The following is a 16,823-nucleotide window of genomic DNA, read 5'->3' as shown; positions in this document are numbered from 1 at the left end:
AGTCCGGTCGGAGGCCTTCCCAGAAAGCTTCCTTCCGTCGATTCTCTGGTGTAGATATTCCGCGCTACGCACGTATGGCGATCGCTACGCCGTGGGGGGCATTTCACTACCGAGCGCGAGTTGCTCTACAGCGGATTTCAACAATTCGCGGAACCAGCGGTGCCCACGTTTGTCTCCAATGGCCCGGTTCCAGTAAGCATCGATAATCATCCCGGTTTCGGGATGATCAAATTCCACCAGACGGATGTTATGACGGGTTGCTAGAACTGTTGCAAGCTTGCGCGGCACGAGCGAAAGCGAGTCGGTTTGCTCGACGATGGAACCGAGCACAAGAAAGCTCGAACTGGTGCAGACGCTCGCGGATTCAAGCGGATAGGTAGGCTGAAGTTGACGGCGCTCCTGGGCAGAAGTCCACGGCAACTCGAAGCTCACGTGCCGGTGACCGCGGTATTCGTCGGGCGTGATTTCTTGCCCGAGCTTGGGACCTTTCTGGCCGACTATGCAAACGATGTCGTCCTTCCACAGTTCCATCGACGCGGCTTGTTTGCCGATTGTGATCCAGCTCTCCCTTGGTGCGATCAGAAAATCGATGTGGGCCAGATCTTCCGCACCATGGATCTCTGCCTGATCGAAATGCACACCAACGCCCGGAGCCAGTTCACTGCAGATTCGGACGAGGCTCGGAGCGAGCAGCTGGCAGATAAAGTCCACTGTGATGATTTTGAACTGCGCCTTTTCCCGGCTGGGGTCGAATGGTTTCGGAGGCTGTAGCAAGCCGCCTAGCTCGACCATCAGTCGGGACAGAGGGCCAATCAGTTGCTCCGCGCGCTCGGTCAGGTGGACAGCGCGACCGACCCGAACCAGGATTTCATCGTCAAGCGTCGCGCGTAGCTGTCTCAGGCCCTGGCTGACTGCTGGGGTCGTCAATTCAAGTCCGACCGCCGTCTTGCTGACGCTACGTGTACGCAACAGCGACTGCAACACAGGTAAGAGGTTGAGATTAACATTGCGCAATTGCGAAATCGCTGCGCGTTCCTGGTGTGGATCTTCGGGACGGATTTTCGGATTGTCTGGATCCGAAAATTGTCGCTCCGGATAACCCGCAGAGTCTGATTCCATCGCTGCGGCGGCAAACGGCAGGTCGATGTATTTCGGAGGTAAAGACATTCTATCGTCCACAGGTGTGTTGTCGACCGCCCGAACCACGTGTCGCCTGTCGAGGCCACTGGGCGTTCCAGGCGGAATCGGCTACGACACGGTGCGAAACTGCGCAGAATTTTCCGGTTTTGTCCGTAGTCCAGCAATGGTGCTTTACCCTGACTGGACGGATTGCGACCCAATGCGCGCTCGGATTCGTGCCGTTCGGCTTTGAGAATTATTGGCGCCGAAACCCCATTCTGTCGATGTACCGGCTACTCGACGATTCACCTGCATCGGTTTAAAGTTTCTCGCCTTCCCACTCCTGGATATGACAAGGCCGCCGAGGGGCCATCTCGTGTTTGTGTATCGCTTGCGGTCAAGATCGTTGATGCTCGACATGGATTGCCATATCGGTCTGCCTATCTGCCAAATTGGTGTTTGCCAGTCCAGGTGTCAATTGAGAGCATCAAGGCCTCACATCATCATTCTTCGAAGCGATGTCCAAACTATGGAATTGGTGCCGGCCGTTCTGCCAACACGCCTCTTGCATGGCCATAGATGGCTAATCGCGGGCGGCTCGACTACTTCGTCGCCAGCTATCTGTATCAAGCCGGCGTAGCGCGCCACACGGCTGAACTTGCGAGCCAGGCACCAGAGCACGGTGTCAACGCAAACCTGCTCCGCAAATGGACATGCAGCATCGGGAGGAGCGCGACGGCGCCACTACAGCCGCGCTCGAACCCGGGTAAAGAACTCAATAACATAATATGGAGACAGTTACCATGCAAGCCAAATCCTGGCCGCTTAATGAGCTACCCGTCGCAAGTAGCCCCGAGACTGACGCTCTCTTCCGTAAGGTCACATGGCGTCTCATACCGTTTCTGGTTTTGTGCTAGGCCGTATCATGTGGAGCGCATCAACGTGGGCTACGCACACCTGCAGATGCAGGGCGCCATCGAGCTCAGTGATGCGGCATTCGGACTCGGAGCAGGAGCATTTTTCATCGGCTATAGCCTGTTTGAAGTGCCCAGCAATATGTTGTTGTACCGGCTGGGAGCACGTAAAACGATCTCGCGCATCATGTTTTTCTGGGGGCTCGCCTCCGCCGCCACCTTCCTGGTTAAAACGCCGGCACAGTTCATCGCACTTCGCGCACTTCTTGGCGCTTGCGAGGCCGGGCTGATTCCGGGGGTGATGCTCTATTTCACATACTGGTTTACGTCTGACCGGCGCGCTCGCGTCAGCGCGATGCTTTTCAGCGCGACGGCAATCGCGGGGATGTTCGTCGGTCCGCTTTCGACAAACATCATGATATACATGGATGGTCTGTATGGTTTGGGCGGTTGGCAGTTCATGTTTCTGCTGGAGGGACTACCGGCGTCGGTGCTAGGTATCGTCGCTTACTTCTATCTGACCGATCGTCCCGCGCAGGCAAGATGGCTAGCCGAGGCCGAAAAGACGTTGCTGGTCAATGCGCTAAATGCCGACGACAGTCACTATGTCGATCGACCACGCGCGTTCAAGGAAGCGTTTTCCGATCTCAGGGTCTATGTTCTTCTGTTCGTTAATTTTTCAGTGCTGTGCGCAAACTACGCGGTCATATTCTGGATGCCGGTAATCCTGAAGAAGGGGGGCGCCTCCAGTCTGCTGCATATCGGCTGGTATTCCGTCATTCCGTACGCGGCCGCTGCGGTGGCAATGGTGGCTTTCGGGCGTCACTCCGATGCTTACCGCGAACGTCGTTGGCATATCGTTTTTATCATGGGATTGGCCGCCGCGGGGCTTGCCATCCTGTCGATGCATAATGTCAATTTCGCCCTTTCCGTAGTGGCGGTTACGCTGGTTGAGGTTGGGACAATGTCGGTCTTTCCGATCCTGTGGGCCATGCCATCGCAGTATCTTTCCGGGGCCGCGTTGGCGGCAGGACTCGCATTCATTAACACGATGGGCTCTTTTGGCGGTCTCGTCAGCCCATGGTTCATGGGAGTCGTCAACAGCACAAGCGGTAATTTAAACATAGCGTTCTATTGCATGATCGGGTTGCTGTTTCTTGCCGCCGTTGTGTTGTTGGCTGGGGTGCCGGGTCGTTCTCGCGCAGGATACGAGAAACATATCGACCGGTCAACTCGCCAATGATATTGCGAGAATTACAAGTTCTCCAGAAGTAGGACGATGGGATTCTTCGAGAGGAAAGGAAAAAAAGGCCATCCAAAGAACTCACGCATTGTCCATGGCTATGCTTGTCTTTCGGCGTTAGCTCTCTGGAATAACCGGCTGGGCACATATCGACATGCGCGGTCGACGGCCTGTTTGCGCGAGGCTGCGCGGATTAGATGTTCGACAATGTATAGCGCCGACCAGTGTTGAATGCAAGGCCGAGCGGGCCTCCGTCGATGAACTTGCAATACCGATGTGCACATCGCACTCTTTAGGAGGAGCCAATCACGCAATAGGGGGTTGCGGTGGCGCACACCAACGATTTACGCGAAGCATATATACCCTCGTTGTTTTACGCTCAGACCAAAAAGTTAAGGAAACCGATAGAATGGTTAATTTGTCATCGAAAAGTGCATTAATTACTGGTGGAGCGAACGGCATCGGTGCCGCGACCGCCGAGTTTTTTGCCGCGCATGGTGCACGTGTCTTGATTACGGACGTTTCAGACGGTTCAGGGGATGAAGTAGCAGTGCGTATCCGCAATTCGGGCGGAAAGGCCTTCTATAGACATCTTGATGTCGTTCAAGAGGGGGACTGGGAGGCGGCGGTGGACGACATAGTCGACAAGTTCGGCAGTTTTGACGTGCTCGTGAATAACGCGGCTGTCGAGTTGTATGGGCCCGTCGATGCCGTCAATATACAGGATGTTCAAACGCTGCTCGATGTCAACGTGAAGGGGACGTTGCTGGGTATCAAACACGCAGTGCGAGCGATGCGACGCGGTTCAGGAGCGTGTGTCGGCGGCGCTAGTATCATCAACCTGTCGTCCGTTGCCGGACTAGTCGGTACCCCGGCACTTGCCGCCTATAGCGCATCCAAGGGTGCAATCCGAGCGATGAGCCGGGCGGCAGCGATCGAATGCGGAACGTTTGGACACAACATCCGCGTAAATGCGATCCATCCTGGTTTTATCGAAACGGAGATGAGCCATAAAATGCTCGAAACGTTCGTCGATCTTGGTTTCGCCACGTCCGTCGATGAAGCAAAGGAAAATGTGCTCCTTGAGCACCCGCTTGGTCGTCTCGGGGCTCCGGTCGACGTGGCTAAGGCTGCAGCCTTTCTGGCATCTGACCTTTCAAGTTGGATCACAGGGATCGAACTCAGTGTGGACGGAGGGTTTTCGGCGCGTTGATCGTACCGGGACGCACAGGAACTGACGCGCGTCCGTCACTGGACGCGCGATGCATCAGGCGATCCGACGGGGCCAGGCGGGAAGTGTTGCCCAGAACTCAGGGTCGTGGCCATAGAAGATCTGGGCCCCCAGCTTCCTTAACCCGCTTAGCCGCTCCAACGATTCGCGCATTTGCACCTTGTCATGCACCACGCTAGGCAAGCGCATTTCATCAAGGTTGCGGCGCAGGTAGCACGCATCGCCACAGAGGCAGACTATACGTCCCGATCCCAACGTTAGCTTCAGTGATTGATGCCCCGGCGTATGTCCATAGGTCGGTATGCAAACCACGCTGCCGTCGCCGAACAGGTCATGTTCGCCATCAATTAACTCCAGGTCATGGCCGTGGTTGTAGTCATGCTGCTGGTAGCCATTGCTCGCAATAAGGTCGGGTTCGCGGCCAGCATCCCATTCGCGCTTCTGTACAATGAGGCGTGCATTAGGAATCGCCTCGTTTCCGCCAGCGTGATCATAATGCAGATGGGAGTTCACAAGGATGTCGATCTTTTCGGCATCGACATTAAGCAGCGCGAGCTGTGCCGCGACTTCTTCGCCCTGCTTGAACTCGATGTTAAACTCATCGGTCAGTTTGCCGATGCGCGAACGAGGGTCGGTCTGCATTTCCACATGCATGCCGCTGTCAAAAAGTAGACTTCCCTTGGGATGCTCGATCAGATAGCAAGGAACCGGGACCGTTATCCGACCTTCCTCACCGGCCAGCAATGCATCGAGAGGCATGTTGATCGATCCCGTTTGCAGGGCATAAACATTAAGTGTCATGGTCTTTCTATATCTATAATATGAACTCCTATGTTGCAGTGGCATTGACGTGAATGCAAACACTGTTTCGCAATAGAGAAAGACCAAAAAGGGATGGTTTCGGTCCGATTTGACGCTCAGCGTTTGATGCGAATCTGTCGATATCCGTTCGTATAGTCAGCGTGACAGGGAACTGGACGCGACTTACCGCTATGCCGCTAGCGGCATAGCGGTAAGTCGCGGTGCCTACCGTTGCACAGCACTGTCGTACAAGTGCTAAATGATTATCGACAAGTTCGTGATCGATGTATCGAAACCCGCGAAGACATGCCATTCTTCGTGTCGCAGTCGGGATGCCGCGTGCCGAAGAGGACGGTTCAAGACGTCTTCGTGCAACTGCGTCGGCAATTGAATTGGCAGGCACGCGGGAACTACCCGCATCCGCGCATTCAGGACCTTCGGCACAGCTTCGCCGTGGCTCGATTGCAGCGATGGTATGAAACCGGACAGACCGTCGATCATGCCGTGCTCTGGTTATGCACCTATCTTGGCCATGCCAGCATCTCGGACACTTATTGGTACCTCAGCGGAACGTCGGAACTAATGTCGATGGTGGGCTCGAAGTTCGAGAGTTTCACTCTGAAGGAGGGTAAGCACCCGGGGAAGGCATCTTGACGGGGGCAATCGCTGAAACGATCAAGCAGCGGTCCGCGTCCAGCGATGAGGAAGCAGTTGCGCGATGTCGGCGGCACGGTGTGTCGGCAATCGCGTCAACACGTCCTTCAGGTAAGCCAGCGGATCGTGCCCGTTCAGCTGTGCAGAGCGGATCAATGTCATGATCGCGGCCGCGCGTTTTCCGGCACGCAGGGATCCTGCGAACAACCAGTTCGCCCTGTTATGCCGAGATCGACATAAGGCAGAGATTTTTTTGGTTGGCGGTCGCGGCAACCAGCGCATCGCCATGTCGTCGGACCTGATCCGCGACCGGTAATCAAAAAAATCTCTGCCTCATGCAAATATTTCCATGAATGCAAGCAGCGGTCGCTGCCACTTTGGAGGAGCACAGCCCGAGGCATTCGCGAATGGCTTGGCCGTAACCCACAACTAACCGAGCGATCGCCGCTGCTGCCAACACGTCAGGGAAAGGAAATGAACCGGGCCACCGTCTCTCAGCGATTGAAGCTGGCGACCAGAGCAGCGTCGGATCAACATCCCGAACTCGCTGACGTCAAGGTATCGCCGCACCGCATCAGGCATTCGACTGCAATGGCGATGCTTCAGTCCGGTGTATGGCATACGGAGATTGCGTTATGGCTTGGTCACGAGAGCCCGACGACGACGCACATGTACGTCGAGGCGGACCTTAAGATGAAGGAGCGCGCCCTCGCTCGGTTGAATCCGCCAGATGTGAAGCGAGCTCGGTACCAGCCGCCCCAGACGCTTCTGCGATTTCTGAAGTCGCTGTGATTATGTGAACCATATGGAGTACACGCCGCGCTCCCGTCCGAGCGCGGCAAAGCACTTGTCTAGGTCGAATCTACATAAAAACGCTGTTCGCATTAGACGCCTTGTACTAAACCGCTGACGCGGTAGGGGGAGGATAGCGAGAGCCCATGGCTGGCGTTCACCGGCAGTGGGGAGCTGACGCAGGATCCGGGCGACGAGACGCAGACATCTCCGGGAGCAGTATGTGGATGCCCAACCGGGCTTCACCGCTGTTTCCAGGAGGTTTCCCATGACACCACTGCGTCAACGCATGTTGCACGACATGCAGATCCGTAATCTCGCCGAGAACACCCAGAAATCGTATCTGCAGCAGGTATCCAGCTTCGCCCGGCACTTCCGTCGCTCGCCCGAGCTTCTGAGCCCCGACGAGGTTCGGGCGTGGCTCATCTATCTCCGGGAAGAGCGCAGGCTCGCGCCCAGCAGCCTCGGACCAACGATCGGCGCTCTGCGATTTCTCTACCGCGTGACGCTCAAGCGCGACTGGAGCGACGAGGACTTTCCCTTGCCGAAGAAACCAGTGAGGCTGCCCGTCATCCTGAGCTTCGACGAGGTTACAGCCTTCTTCGATGCCATTCCCAGCCTGAAGCACCGGGCCATGCTGATGACCGCGTATGCCGCCGGTCTGCGAATTTCAGAAGTTGCGCACCTGAAGGCCATCGACATCGACAGTCAGCGCATGGTCATCCGCGTAAACCAGGGCAAGAACCGTAAGGACCGCTATGTAATGCTATCCCCACGCCTGCTCGAGATTCTGCGAGCGTACTGGCACGACGCTCACCCTCGCGACTGGCTTTTCCCCGGCGACATTCCCGGACGCCCGATCACCCCTTCCGCGATCCGGCTGGCATGCAACATGGCACGGGAGCGCAGCGGCATCAAGAAGCCAATAACGCCGCATTCCTTGAGGCACGCGTTCGCCACGCACCTGCTGGAGACCGGCACCGATGTACGCAGGATCCAGCTGCTGATGGGCCATAGGTCCCTTTCGACCACCTCGCGCTACTTACGAATCGCGACCAGCACCGTGTGCGCCACCACCAGTCCCTTCGACCTGCTCCCGCATCCCGAACCCATTCCATCTCCGCCTGCTGCGCCCGAGTACTTCTGAGCGCAACCATGCGTCCGGCGCTCGAGGTGGCGGACATCTTCCGCCGCTGCGGCCTTAACTACCGGCAGACCCATGCCGACGCCCTCAGTCGTGCCCAGCGCCGCGCGATGAGCGCCATCGAGCTGTGCCGCACCGCCGCGCTCGGCGGTCATGTCGAGCATTGCAATGCCTGCGGCCATCAGCGCATTGCCTACGACTCGTGCCGCCATCGCTGCTGTCCGAAGTGCCAGTCGCTTGCCCGCGCGCAGTGGCTGGAACGCCGACGCGCAGAGCTGCTGCCCGAAGTGGAGTACTTCCATGTCGTCTTCACGCTGCCCGAACCCGTTGCGGCACTCGCGTACCAGAACAAGCGCGTGCTCTACGACATGCTGTTCCGCACCAGCGCCGCGACGTTGCGCGCGATCGCCGCCGATCCGAAACACCTTGGCGCGGAGATCGGATTCCTCTCGGTTCTGCACACGTGGGGGCAGAATCTGCTGCACCATCCGCACGTGCACTGCGTCGTGCCGGGCGGCGGCATCGCCCCGGACGGCGAACGCTGGATCGCCTGCCGGCCGGGCTTCTTCCTGCCGGTGCGGGTGCTCTCGCGCCTGTTTCGCCGCCTGTTCGTCGAGCAACTGCGCCGCGCATTCGATGACGGCGTGCTGCGTTTCCATGGCCAGCTCAAGCCGCTGCGTGATGCCCGCGCATTCGCCGCCTGGCTCGCGCCCGCCGCTCACACGGAGTGGGTCGTCTACGCGAAGCCACCGTTTGGCGGTGCCGCCCAGGTGCTCGATTACCTGGGCCGCTATACCCATCGCGTCGCCATCTCCAATAACCGGCTGCTGAGCTTCGACGGACACGCCGTGCAGTTCCGCTGGAAGGACTACCGGCACGACGCCCGGCACAGCACCATGACGCTCACGGCCGACGAGTTCATGCGCCGCTTCCTCCTGCATGTGCTGCCCGATGGGTTCAAGCGCATCCGCAGCTACGGCTGGCTCGCCAACTGCCACCGGACGCAGCGCCTGGCCACCTGCCGGCAACTGCTCGGCGTCGAGCCCCCCGCCGCTGCGTCGGCCGAACCCGGCGAAGACTACCGTGAACGCTACCAACGCCTGACCGGCAAATCACTGCGGGACTGCCCCGTGTGCGGCAAGGGCCACATGCTTCGCATTGAAGATATGCCCGGCAGCCTCCCACGAGCCCCGCCTGGTCCTGCCCATGCGCGCTAGTTGCCACTGCACCAGTTTCCGCACACGTTCACCTTTCTCGACGAGGCTAACGCAGCCGGACTCGTGCCATCGATCCGCGATCGCGTCAGAATATGCCAAAACTGCGGGTCACTGGCCTGCCGACGCCTGCTTTCCTGAGTCTTTCGCCTGCGAGGCTTCTCCTGATCGCTGGAAATCTGTTTGCACCCGCCCGTGCCCGACATCAGAAATTACCGCGGTGGTCATTCAACGCCCATAGCGGTCACCGCCTGCGGAGCGGCTTAGCACAAATGGTTTTTTAGTTACCGCTCGCGGACTGATCTCGATCGGCTCCGTTATGCCTCTGTGGCCGCGATCGCTAACCAAAAAATCCTCTGCCTTATAGAAATGCTTCGATAACCGCCGCGGCTGGCTGTTCAGTGACACTGTCAACGGCGCAAACGCGAGCGCTAACCTCTATACGCTCGTCGAGTCGGCGAAGGCCAACGGCATCGACCCCTATCGTTGCCTGACCTGGCTGTTCCTGCGACTCCCACTGGCGAGGGCCGCCGAAGACTACGACGCGTTGCTCCCTGGAAGATGCCAGTCGATCTCCGCTGATCGTTCATACTTCTGGCCTGCGTGCTAGAGATTGCTCGGGTCGAAACGCTGGAGGAGCCGATATCCCTCTGCCCAGTCGTCCAGATGACTAGCGGCGTTCAGATGTCCCCGTGCCCCGACATCGACGAATTCGCTGCCCCAGATGTTTGCACAAGACTGTGCATAACTGATTGCTGCGTAGGGATCGTCATCACTTGCGACCACGATGCTCGGAAATGGAAGCCTTGCCGACGGTATGGGTGAAAATCCGATGCTATCGGCGCGAGGAAAGGCCGGCGCCGACGGATCTGGAACGGCCACGAGAAGTACCCCTCCTATGGCGGCTGTGTTTCGCGCGGCCCAATGTACAACCGCGAGGCAGCCGAGACTGTGGGCGACGACGATCGTATCAGGGCCGAGTGCTTCCACATCGCGAGCAATTGCTGCCACCCACTCGTCGCAGACGGCGTGATCCCAATCCTCGATCTTCACGCGGCGCCAGCATCCTGGCTTCGAAGTTTCCCAGATACTTTGCCAGTGGGTTGCCCCAGAATTGCCGTGACCAGGCACGATCAGCACGCGTCGACTCATGTGTAGGTTCCTCCAGATATGAATACTCAGTGTAGGAGCCAACGGCTTCTGCCAGAATAGCCAAACCGATGAAATCGTCGTGATACGGATTGAAACTGGTGGAATTTAGAGGCATGTACGAATGAAACCTAAGCAGGTGGAACTGGATCGACTCGATTGGCGCATTATTGAGACGTTGCAAGTTAATGCGCGTGTAACCAACACCGAGCTAGGTAAGCAGATTGGACTCTCGCAGCCAGCGGTCACCGCCCGCATCAAGCGGCTGGAAGAGCGCGGTGTGATCGAGGGTTACTCGGCGAGGGTCAATGCCGGACTCGTAGGCCGTGATATATCCGCACTCATCCGGATACAGACGACTCACGCGCAGATTACAAAATGCCTGAAAGCCTTCGCAACGATGCCGGAGATCATCGAAGCACATCGCATCACGGGCGATGACTGCTTCGTCGTCCGTGTGGTGGTTCAAAAAATGAGCCAGCTAGAGAAAACCATTGACGCGCTGGCCAGATTCGGACCGGTGACCACCTCGATCGTCCTCGCGAGCTATCCACCAAAGGCGATTGGTGAAATTAAGTGAGGCGTGGATAACGGACCGCTTACAGTGTTCGCGCGATCTCACGACCCCACATTCCTGAACCGCCCCGACTTTGTCGGAGACCGCCGAGTTTGGCGCTACGCCGCACGAGCGGAGCGCACCAGATTCCGATTGTAGACTTCCTCTGCTTCCGCAGGCGATACGTACCCGAGCGGGCCGAGCAACCGATGGTGGTTATACCAGTGAACCCATTCGAGCGTGGCGAGCTCGACGTCTTGGAGCGTACGCCATGAACGCCGATGCACGACTTCAGCCTTATACAAGCCGTTGATCGTTTCGGCCAGTGCATTGTCGTACGAGTCGCCGACGGTTCGGACTGATGGCTCAACGCCAGCGTCCACCAAACGTTCGGTGTACCGAATGCTGAGATATTGGGCGGATTCAACCGGTCGTCGCAACACCTTTAATCGAGGAGGGGTTGCATGGTGCGAAGTGCAAAGCAGGTGTATCGGTTGACGGGTCGAGCAGCGATGTACTCGCCGGGCGCCCCATCACTTGGACATGAGATTGAGCGTCGGTTTTGGCAACAGATCGCGACCGGCATTACAAGCGAGAAAGCGGCGCAGGCGGTAGGCGCATCACAAGCGGTAGGCTCGCGCTGGTTCCGCTATCGTGGCGGCATGCCACTATTCATGTCCAAACCTATTGCTGGTCGATACTTGTCGTTCGCTGAGCGAGAGGAGATTGCATTGCTTTCTGCACAGGGTCTCGGAGTGCGCGAGATCGCTCGGCGTATCGCACGCAGTCCATCAACTGTGTCACGAGAACTTACGCGCAATGCTGCGACTCGAGGTGGGTGTCTCGAGTATCGTGCTTCGGTTGCGCAGTGGAAGGCAGAACGGTTCGCTAAACGACCCAAGCCCGCGAAACTGGCGACTAATGTAGAACTGCGTCAATATGTACAGGAGCGCTTGGAGGGCAAGGTACATGACGCTGACGGTCGTAAAATTGACGGGCCCAAGCAGACGCCGTTCAAGGGGCGAAATAAACCACATCGCGGGGACCGAAAGTGGGTCAATGGTTGGTCACCTGAACAAATTGCTAATCGGTTGCAGGTAGATTTCCCGGATGATGAATCCATGCGCATCTCTCACGAAGCGATCTATCAAGCGCTTTATATTCAGGGGCGCGGCGCGCTCAAGCGTGAGTTGGTGGGCTGCCTGCGCACCGGGCGAGCCTTGCGCGTTCCGCGAGCGAGAGCGCGTGCCAAGGCGTGGGCGCACGTCAGCGAGGAGGTGATGATTTCCAGTCGGCCTGCAGAGGCGGAAGATCGTGCCGTGCCGGGCCATTGGGAAGGCGACCTGCTCATTGGCCTGAACCGATCTGCCATCGGTACGCTGGTGGAAAGATCAAGCCGTTTCACAATGCTCGTGCATTTGCCCCGCGAGAAAGGCTATGGGTCAATTCCGCGCACGAAAAACGGGCCCGCGCTAGCCGGCTACGGGGCTGTCACGATGGCCAACGCACTCAAAAAGACTGTAACTGACTTGCCTGCTGAGCTGTGGCGATCATTGACCTGGGATCGGGGAAAGGAACTGTCCGATCACGCCCGTTTCACTATTGAGTCCGGCGTGAAGGTATTCTTCGCGGACCCGCAAAGCCCATGGCAGCGCGGTACGAACGAAAACACGAATGGCCTTCTACGACAGTATTTCCCAAAAGGTACAGACCTGTCCCGGTGGAGTGCTCGAGAGATTCAAGCCGTTGCTAATACGTTGAACTCAAGGCCGCGGAAGACTCTCGGATGGAAGACGCCTGCGGAAGCCCTAGACGAGTACCTGAAATCTGTTCAACAATCCAGTGTTGCGACGACCGGTTGAATCCGCCTTGCGACCCGTGGTCGCTATGGTGAATGAGCCCGGGCGGTGGCTGGCGATCGTGTAACGCCTGGTTCAGTGCATCCAGCACGAAGTCCGTTCGCATCGATGCCGACACGCGCCAACCGACGATACGGCGCGCAAACACATCGGTCATGAAGGCCACGTAGACAAAGCCCGACCATGTCCAGCAATAGGTAAAATCTGCGACCCACAGCGCGTTAGGCCGTTCGGCCCGGAATTGACGTTTGACCCGGTCCAGCGGGCACGGCACCGCATCGTCGCGCTGCGTCGTCTTGATCCGGCGCCCACGCCGCACACCTTCGAGGCCCATCACCTTCATCAGGCGCGCAACCGTGCAGCGCGCGACCTTCACGCCATCGCGCAACAACTGGCGCCAGACCTTGCGCACTCCATACACGCCGAAGTTCTCCTCCCAGACCGCCCGGATGAGGGCCTTCAGTTCAATATCGCGACGCGCTCGTGCTGGCCATTGCTCCGGATCGCTGCGCCGCCCAGCGTGCCGGTAATACGTCGACGGCGCGATCGGCAGCAGGCGGCAGATCGGCTCGATACCGTAGACGTCGCGATGCTCGTCGATGAACGCGATCATGGCTTCGATCGGCGGTCGAGCTCCGCCTGCGCGAAATATGCGGAGGCCTTACGCAGGATCTCGTTGGCCGTGCGTAGTTCACGATTTTCGCGCTCCAGTTCCTTCAAACGCGCCAGCTCCGAAGTTGTCGCGCCCGCTCGTTGGCCACCGTCACGCTCAGCCTGAACGATCCAGTTGCGAAGCGTCTCGCGCGACATCCCCATCTTCGAGGCGATCGAGCGGATCGCCGCCCCCTGCGTTTGATACTCGTGTTGGTGCTCAAACACCATCCGGATCGCTCGCTCACGGACCTCGTCTGAATATCGCGTCCCGGTGGGCTTCCTTGCCTTGCCTTCGCTTTCCATGCTTCAAATCTCCCGTTACAGCCAAGATCCGAAGTCTCCTACATTTCCGGGGCGGTTCAGTTACGCGTCCGGAGCCGCGATCGCCAAAAAAAAAATCTCTGCTTTTTGGTGACCAAGCAGCTCCTGAATCACGCGAACATCCACCTTTTGCTCGATCCGGTGCGTCGCGCGAAACTGTGTCGCCTATGTCGCTGGGTAGATGAAACTAAGTGGTGGTGCAGATCTATCCTCGACCTAAGGCTATGTTGCCCTTGAACTGTGCCAACAGAACGTCGCACAAAGCAGCAACGTGTCGGTCGCGCTGACGATCGCGCCTTGAGCAGAGCGAAAACTCCGCCTGATAGCTAAAACAATCGGGGGCAAGCGCGCGCAGCTGTGAGCGACATTGCCATAGTCCTGCGAAGTGCTCGGGCAGGTACCCGATGAAGCTGCCCGACAAAATCAAAAGCAGCCTCGCAAGGTTCATCGCCGAGGGTACCTATCGCGAGATCGATACGCCGCTCGATCACGGCGTTCTGCAACTCATACGGGTTCGCAACGTAAAGTGACAGGCGTACCTTTGGGTGCAGGCTGACGAATTCGCGGATGACTCTTGCCAGCGGCAGCGTAGGGTCACTTGCGATGCTGTCGGTCAAACCGACGTCGAGTGATCCGCCAAGATCGCTCCTTAGCGACAGGGTGTAGGTCTCGAATGAATCAAGCCGATCCAGTAACGCTTCGACCTCAGCGTAGAATAGTCGCCCTTTTTCCGTCAAACGGAACCCACCTCTCCCACGGTGGCAAAGCGTCACGCCTACAAGTTCCTCGAGTTGGCTCATATACGTGCTAATCGCAGAAACAGACAGGTTCAATTTTTCCTGTGCCGCAGCGAATCCTCGGTTTTGCACGACCCCGGCAAAAACCCTTATAAGCTTGATCTCCGACGGACCGTATGACATGCGGAATCCCACGACAGGTTAGTTCATAAAATTCTAAACTATGTTTTTTTGATATCTATTTGTCGTTGTGGAATGCGTCCATACCATGGGACATCACGTTGGTCGGTAAGAGATTACAGGCGGTCGCCGAATCGCAGCAAGCCGCTGCACAGCACGGATGCCCGCGACCGATTCTAAGATCCGCCGCGACTGTGCCGCCTTGAAGCTGTGCAGCGATTAACCAACCTAAGAAGATGTGGGGTACGGATAGATGGAGACGAGCGAAACTGCGAGGCGCAGCTGGCGCAGGCGCTCGAGCAATGCCTGGCCGACGGGCAACTGCCTGATCTGGACGCACTGCGTTCGCGTTTCGAAGCGAAGTCCGCGAGCATGCCGCAGGCAAACGTCCAACTGGCTTCGCTGCGCGACTACGAAGCTCTGCTCGACCTGGAAACGGAGGTGGCAGCATGAGTCACGATTTCGACGCTACCCGCCTGTCGCTGCTGCTCAATGATTTGCGGCTGGCCGCCATTAAGCAGATCTGGTCAAGCTTTGCCGAGCGCTCCGATACTGAAGGCTGGCCAGCGGCGCGCCTGCTGATGACGCTGGCCGAACACGAGATCGCCGAGCGTGATCGACGCCGCGTCGAACGCCACCTCAGGGAGGCTAGGCTGCTGCCGGGCAAGACGCTGGAGAATTTCGATTTCGACGCGGTGCCGATGGTGTCTAGGGCGCACGTCTCGGCGTTATGCGCTGGCGACGGCTGGTTGCGCAACGGCGCCAATTTGATTTTGCTCGGGCCGCCTGGGGGCGGTAAGTCGCACTTATCCTCAGCCATCGGACTGAGCCTACTGGAGACAGGCTGGAAGGTCCTCTTCGCCCGAACTACCGACCTCGTACAGCGGTTGCAGGTCGCGCGCCGCGAGTTGGCTCTGGAGTCCGCCATCAATAGGCTTCATCGCTTCGATCTACTTATCTTAGACGACTTCGCGTACGTCAGTAAGGATCAGGCCGAGACGTCAGTGCTGTTCGAGCTCATCAGCGCCAGGTATGAGAACCGTTCTCTTCTGATAACGGCAAATCAGCCATTTGGCGACTGGAATAAGGTCTTCCCCGATCCGGCAATGACGCTGGCCGCCGTCGACCGGCTGGTCCATCACTCGACGATCCTTGAACTCAACGTCGAAAGCTACCGCCGACGTACCGCCCTTGAGCGCAAGCAGCAGGGAAAGGGACGACCCGCAACTATGGCGACACCAAAGAACGTCAGCGTGCCACCGCGCCCGGAGGACCCGCAATGACAAGCAACTCGACTGCAAGTCGTTGTCAACCTCACCGACTGACGCGCTTTCTCATCTTGATTGACGCGCGGCATGCGACACATTCCAGCGTCAATCAACAAACCCTTGCCAGCGTCAATCAACATCGGCATCATCAACCTCACCGCGACATTCTCATCTTGTTTGTCGCGCGTCTCTCATCCAGATTGTCGCGCCACAGACGAAGGCATCGACATCGTTGAAGGCATTCTGCTAGAGCTGACGATAGGTGCTGAGGCGACGCGGCTTCTCACTGGAACGAACAGCGGCCGGACGACTCGAGCTTACTCCAAGCTTGCCTATGATGGCGTGGCCCTGCGGTCGCGTCCATTCCCGTCTATATCGGTGATCCTATGCCCACTGCATTATCTGACATTCGGGTGCTAGACCCTTCCAAGGTGCTGGCAGGTCCATCTGCGACGCAAATACTCGGAGACCTTGGTGCCGATGTCATTAAGGTGGAGCGTCCCGGCGTTGGAGACGACACGCGCTGTTGGGGACCGCCTTACCTAAAGAACCAAGAAGGGGACTCCACCTCTGAGTCGGCATATTTCCTTGCGGCAAATCGCAACAACCGTTCGCTCGCAATCGATATAGCTACAGCCGCTGGACAAGAGGTCATCAAAAGTCTGAGCGAACGTTGTGACGTGTTCGTGGAAAACTTCAAGACTGGCGGACTTTCGCAGTATGGGCTCGACTATGAAAGCTTGCATGAGCGTAATCCCCGTCTGATTTACTGCTCCATCACCGGATTCGGACAGTCTGGCCCTTACGCCTATCGCGCTGGGTACGACTTCGCAATTCAGGCAATGGGCGGACTGATGAGCGTTACGGGTGTTCTTGATGATAAGCCAGTGACCTGCCTGATTTCTCCGGACCGTTTCAATCTTGAAGAACGGCCTCGGTTGCTTCAGTTGAACAGTGCTGCTTCTTGAATTCGTTGGGTGTCAGGTA

The 16,823-nt window shown here is 57.8% G+C and carries 15 protein-coding genes, 5 pseudogenes and 1 other annotated feature; of the genes and pseudogenes, 13 read left to right on the top strand and 7 right to left on the bottom strand.

Annotated elements, in window-relative coordinates:
* Nucleotides 1-84 precede the first annotated feature (84 nt).
* Nucleotides 85-1,167, bottom strand: a complete 1,083-nt coding sequence (locus tag QCE73_RS37475; protein ID WP_309885873.1) for a LysR family transcriptional regulator — start codon at nt 1,165-1,167, stop codon at nt 85-87.
* Nucleotides 1,168-2,046: 879 nt separating this feature from the next.
* On the opposite strand from QCE73_RS37475, the gene QCE73_RS37470 reads away from it, so the two are divergent.
* Entirely contained in the window at nt 2,047-3,276 is a 1,230-nt protein-coding gene (locus tag QCE73_RS37470; RefSeq protein WP_309885872.1) for an MFS transporter, read from the top strand.
* A 409-nt stretch (nt 3,277-3,685) separates the two neighbouring features.
* Nucleotides 3,686-4,489 (top strand): SDR family NAD(P)-dependent oxidoreductase, encoded by an 804-nt coding sequence (locus QCE73_RS37465; protein ID WP_309885871.1) that lies wholly within the window; start codon nt 3,686-3,688, stop codon nt 4,487-4,489.
* A gap of 54 nt (nt 4,490-4,543) precedes the next feature.
* Here QCE73_RS37465 and QCE73_RS37460 read toward each other — a convergent pair whose 3' ends face one another.
* On the bottom strand, nt 4,544-5,308 hold the full coding sequence (locus tag QCE73_RS37460; RefSeq protein WP_309885870.1) for an N-acyl homoserine lactonase family protein: 765 nt from the start codon (nt 5,306-5,308) through the stop codon (nt 4,544-4,546).
* A gap of 222 nt (nt 5,309-5,530) precedes the next feature.
* Between QCE73_RS37460 and QCE73_RS37455 the strand changes: the two are divergent.
* Nucleotides 5,531-5,962 (top strand): annotated as a pseudogene (locus tag QCE73_RS37455) (integrase); the annotation flags it as partial.
* A gap of 21 nt (nt 5,963-5,983) precedes the next feature.
* Here the strand turns inward: QCE73_RS37455 and QCE73_RS37450 are convergent.
* Nucleotides 5,984-6,181, bottom strand: a pseudogene (locus tag QCE73_RS37450) (transposase domain-containing protein); the annotation flags it as partial.
* Between QCE73_RS37450 and QCE73_RS37445 the strand changes: the two are divergent.
* The 5 genes from QCE73_RS37445 to QCE73_RS37425 all read left to right on the top strand — a co-directional run bounded on the left by QCE73_RS37445 (nt 6,123) and on the right by QCE73_RS37425 (nt 9,722).
* Nucleotides 6,123-6,278, top strand: a complete 156-nt coding sequence (locus tag QCE73_RS37445) for a hypothetical protein (RefSeq protein ID WP_309885896.1) — start codon at nt 6,123-6,125, stop codon at nt 6,276-6,278. The pseudogene QCE73_RS37450 and the gene QCE73_RS37445 sit on opposite strands and share 59 nt — an antisense overlap.
* Nucleotides 6,278-6,754 carry a tyrosine-type recombinase/integrase gene (locus QCE73_RS37440; protein ID WP_309885894.1) on the top strand — a complete coding sequence of 159 codons (477 nt, stop codon included), beginning with the start codon at nt 6,278-6,280 and terminating at the stop codon, nt 6,752-6,754. The genes QCE73_RS37445 and QCE73_RS37440 overlap by 1 nt, the downstream gene beginning before the upstream one ends.
* Before the next feature lie 268 nt (nt 6,755-7,022).
* Nucleotides 7,023-7,901, top strand: coding sequence for a site-specific integrase (locus QCE73_RS37435; protein ID WP_309885869.1), 879 nt, complete (start codon nt 7,023-7,025; stop codon nt 7,899-7,901).
* A gap of 8 nt (nt 7,902-7,909) precedes the next feature.
* Nucleotides 7,910-9,115, top strand: a complete 1,206-nt coding sequence (locus QCE73_RS37430; RefSeq protein WP_309885868.1) for an IS91 family transposase — start codon at nt 7,910-7,912, stop codon at nt 9,113-9,115.
* A 391-nt stretch (nt 9,116-9,506) separates the two neighbouring features.
* Nucleotides 9,507-9,722 (top strand): transposase domain-containing protein, encoded by a 216-nt coding sequence (locus tag QCE73_RS37425; RefSeq protein WP_404989872.1) that lies wholly within the window; start codon nt 9,507-9,509, stop codon nt 9,720-9,722.
* On the opposite strand, the gene QCE73_RS37420 is transcribed toward QCE73_RS37425, so the two are convergent.
* The gene (locus tag QCE73_RS37420) at nt 9,719-10,264 is read right to left on the bottom strand and encodes an alpha/beta hydrolase (protein WP_404989871.1); all 546 of its coding nucleotides are present in this window, start codon (nt 10,262-10,264) and stop codon (nt 9,719-9,721) included. The genes QCE73_RS37425 and QCE73_RS37420 overlap by 4 nt on opposite strands.
* Before the next feature lie 121 nt (nt 10,265-10,385).
* On the opposite strand from QCE73_RS37420, the gene QCE73_RS37415 reads away from it, so the two are divergent.
* A complete protein-coding gene (locus QCE73_RS37415; RefSeq protein ID WP_309885867.1) occupies nt 10,386-10,841 on the top strand; it encodes an Lrp/AsnC family transcriptional regulator in 456 nt (151 codons plus the stop codon).
* A 95-nt stretch (nt 10,842-10,936) separates the two neighbouring features.
* Here QCE73_RS37415 and QCE73_RS37410 read toward each other — a convergent pair.
* Nucleotides 10,937-11,236: pseudogene (locus tag QCE73_RS37410) on the bottom strand (integrase core domain-containing protein); the annotation flags it as partial.
* A 45-nt stretch (nt 11,237-11,281) separates the two neighbouring features.
* On the opposite strand from QCE73_RS37410, the gene QCE73_RS37405 reads away from it, so the two are divergent.
* Nucleotides 11,282-12,679 carry an IS30 family transposase gene (locus QCE73_RS37405; RefSeq protein ID WP_309885866.1) on the top strand — a complete coding sequence of 466 codons (1,398 nt, stop codon included), beginning with the start codon at nt 11,282-11,284 and terminating at the stop codon, nt 12,677-12,679.
* 7 nt (nt 12,680-12,686) lie between these two features.
* Here the strand turns inward: QCE73_RS37405 and QCE73_RS37400 are convergent.
* Both QCE73_RS37400 and QCE73_RS37395 read right to left on the bottom strand, forming a co-directional pair.
* Nucleotides 12,687-13,633, bottom strand: a pseudogene (locus tag QCE73_RS37400) (IS3 family transposase); the annotation flags it as partial.
* Nucleotides 13,215-13,331 (bottom strand) — a sequence feature (AL1L pseudoknot). (Overlaps the previous pseudogene by 117 nt.)
* Before the next feature lie 344 nt (nt 13,634-13,977).
* Nucleotides 13,978-14,571 (bottom strand): LysR family transcriptional regulator, encoded by a 594-nt coding sequence (locus QCE73_RS37395; protein WP_309885865.1) that lies wholly within the window; start codon nt 14,569-14,571, stop codon nt 13,978-13,980.
* 207 nt (nt 14,572-14,778) lie between these two features.
* On the opposite strand from QCE73_RS37395, the gene QCE73_RS37390 reads away from it, so the two are divergent.
* From QCE73_RS37390 to QCE73_RS37380, 3 genes and pseudogenes are all read left to right on the top strand, one after another.
* On the top strand, nt 14,779-15,021 hold the full coding sequence (locus QCE73_RS37390) for a hypothetical protein (RefSeq protein ID WP_309885864.1): 243 nt from the start codon (nt 14,779-14,781) through the stop codon (nt 15,019-15,021).
* Entirely contained in the window at nt 15,018-15,851 is an 834-nt protein-coding gene (istB, locus tag QCE73_RS37385; protein ID WP_309885863.1) for an IS21-like element helper ATPase IstB, read from the top strand. Before QCE73_RS37390 ends, istB begins: the two co-directional genes overlap by 4 nt.
* A 371-nt stretch (nt 15,852-16,222) precedes the next feature.
* Nucleotides 16,223-16,723 (top strand): annotated as a pseudogene (locus QCE73_RS37380) (CaiB/BaiF CoA transferase family protein); the annotation flags it as partial.
* Nucleotides 16,724-16,823: the final 100 nt, after the last annotated feature.

It is taken from the genome of Caballeronia sp. LZ029 (assembly GCF_031451275.1).
Lineage (GTDB): Bacteria > Pseudomonadota > Gammaproteobacteria > Burkholderiales > Burkholderiaceae > Caballeronia > Caballeronia jiangsuensis.
This window is presented reverse-complemented; position numbering and strand designations above follow the sequence as displayed.

Coding starts and splice junctions, on each gene's coding strand:
- QCE73_RS37465 (WP_309885871.1), top strand. CDS start 3,686: ATGGTTAATTTGTCATCGAAAAGTGCATTAATTACTGGTGGAGCGAAC.
- QCE73_RS37460 (WP_309885870.1), bottom strand. CDS start 5,308: ATGACACTTAATGTTTATGCCCTGCAAACGGGATCGATCAACATGCCT.
- QCE73_RS37445 (WP_309885896.1), top strand. CDS start 6,123: ATGATCGCGGCCGCGCGTTTTCCGGCACGCAGGGATCCTGCGAACAAC.
- QCE73_RS37430 (WP_309885868.1), top strand. CDS start 7,910: ATGCGTCCGGCGCTCGAGGTGGCGGACATCTTCCGCCGCTGCGGCCTT.
- istB (WP_309885863.1), top strand. CDS start 15,018: ATGAGTCACGATTTCGACGCTACCCGCCTGTCGCTGCTGCTCAATGAT.
- QCE73_RS37475 (WP_309885873.1), bottom strand. CDS start 1,167: ATGTCTTTACCTCCGAAATACATCGACCTGCCGTTTGCCGCCGCAGCG.
- QCE73_RS37420 (WP_404989871.1), bottom strand. CDS start 10,264: ATGAGTCGACGCGTGCTGATCGTGCCTGGTCACGGCAATTCTGGGGCA.
- QCE73_RS37405 (WP_309885866.1), top strand. CDS start 11,282: ATGGTGCGAAGTGCAAAGCAGGTGTATCGGTTGACGGGTCGAGCAGCG.
- QCE73_RS37435 (WP_309885869.1), top strand. CDS start 7,023: ATGACACCACTGCGTCAACGCATGTTGCACGACATGCAGATCCGTAAT.
- QCE73_RS37415 (WP_309885867.1), top strand. CDS start 10,386: ATGAAACCTAAGCAGGTGGAACTGGATCGACTCGATTGGCGCATTATT.
- QCE73_RS37395 (WP_309885865.1), bottom strand. CDS start 14,571: ATGTCATACGGTCCGTCGGAGATCAAGCTTATAAGGGTTTTTGCCGGG.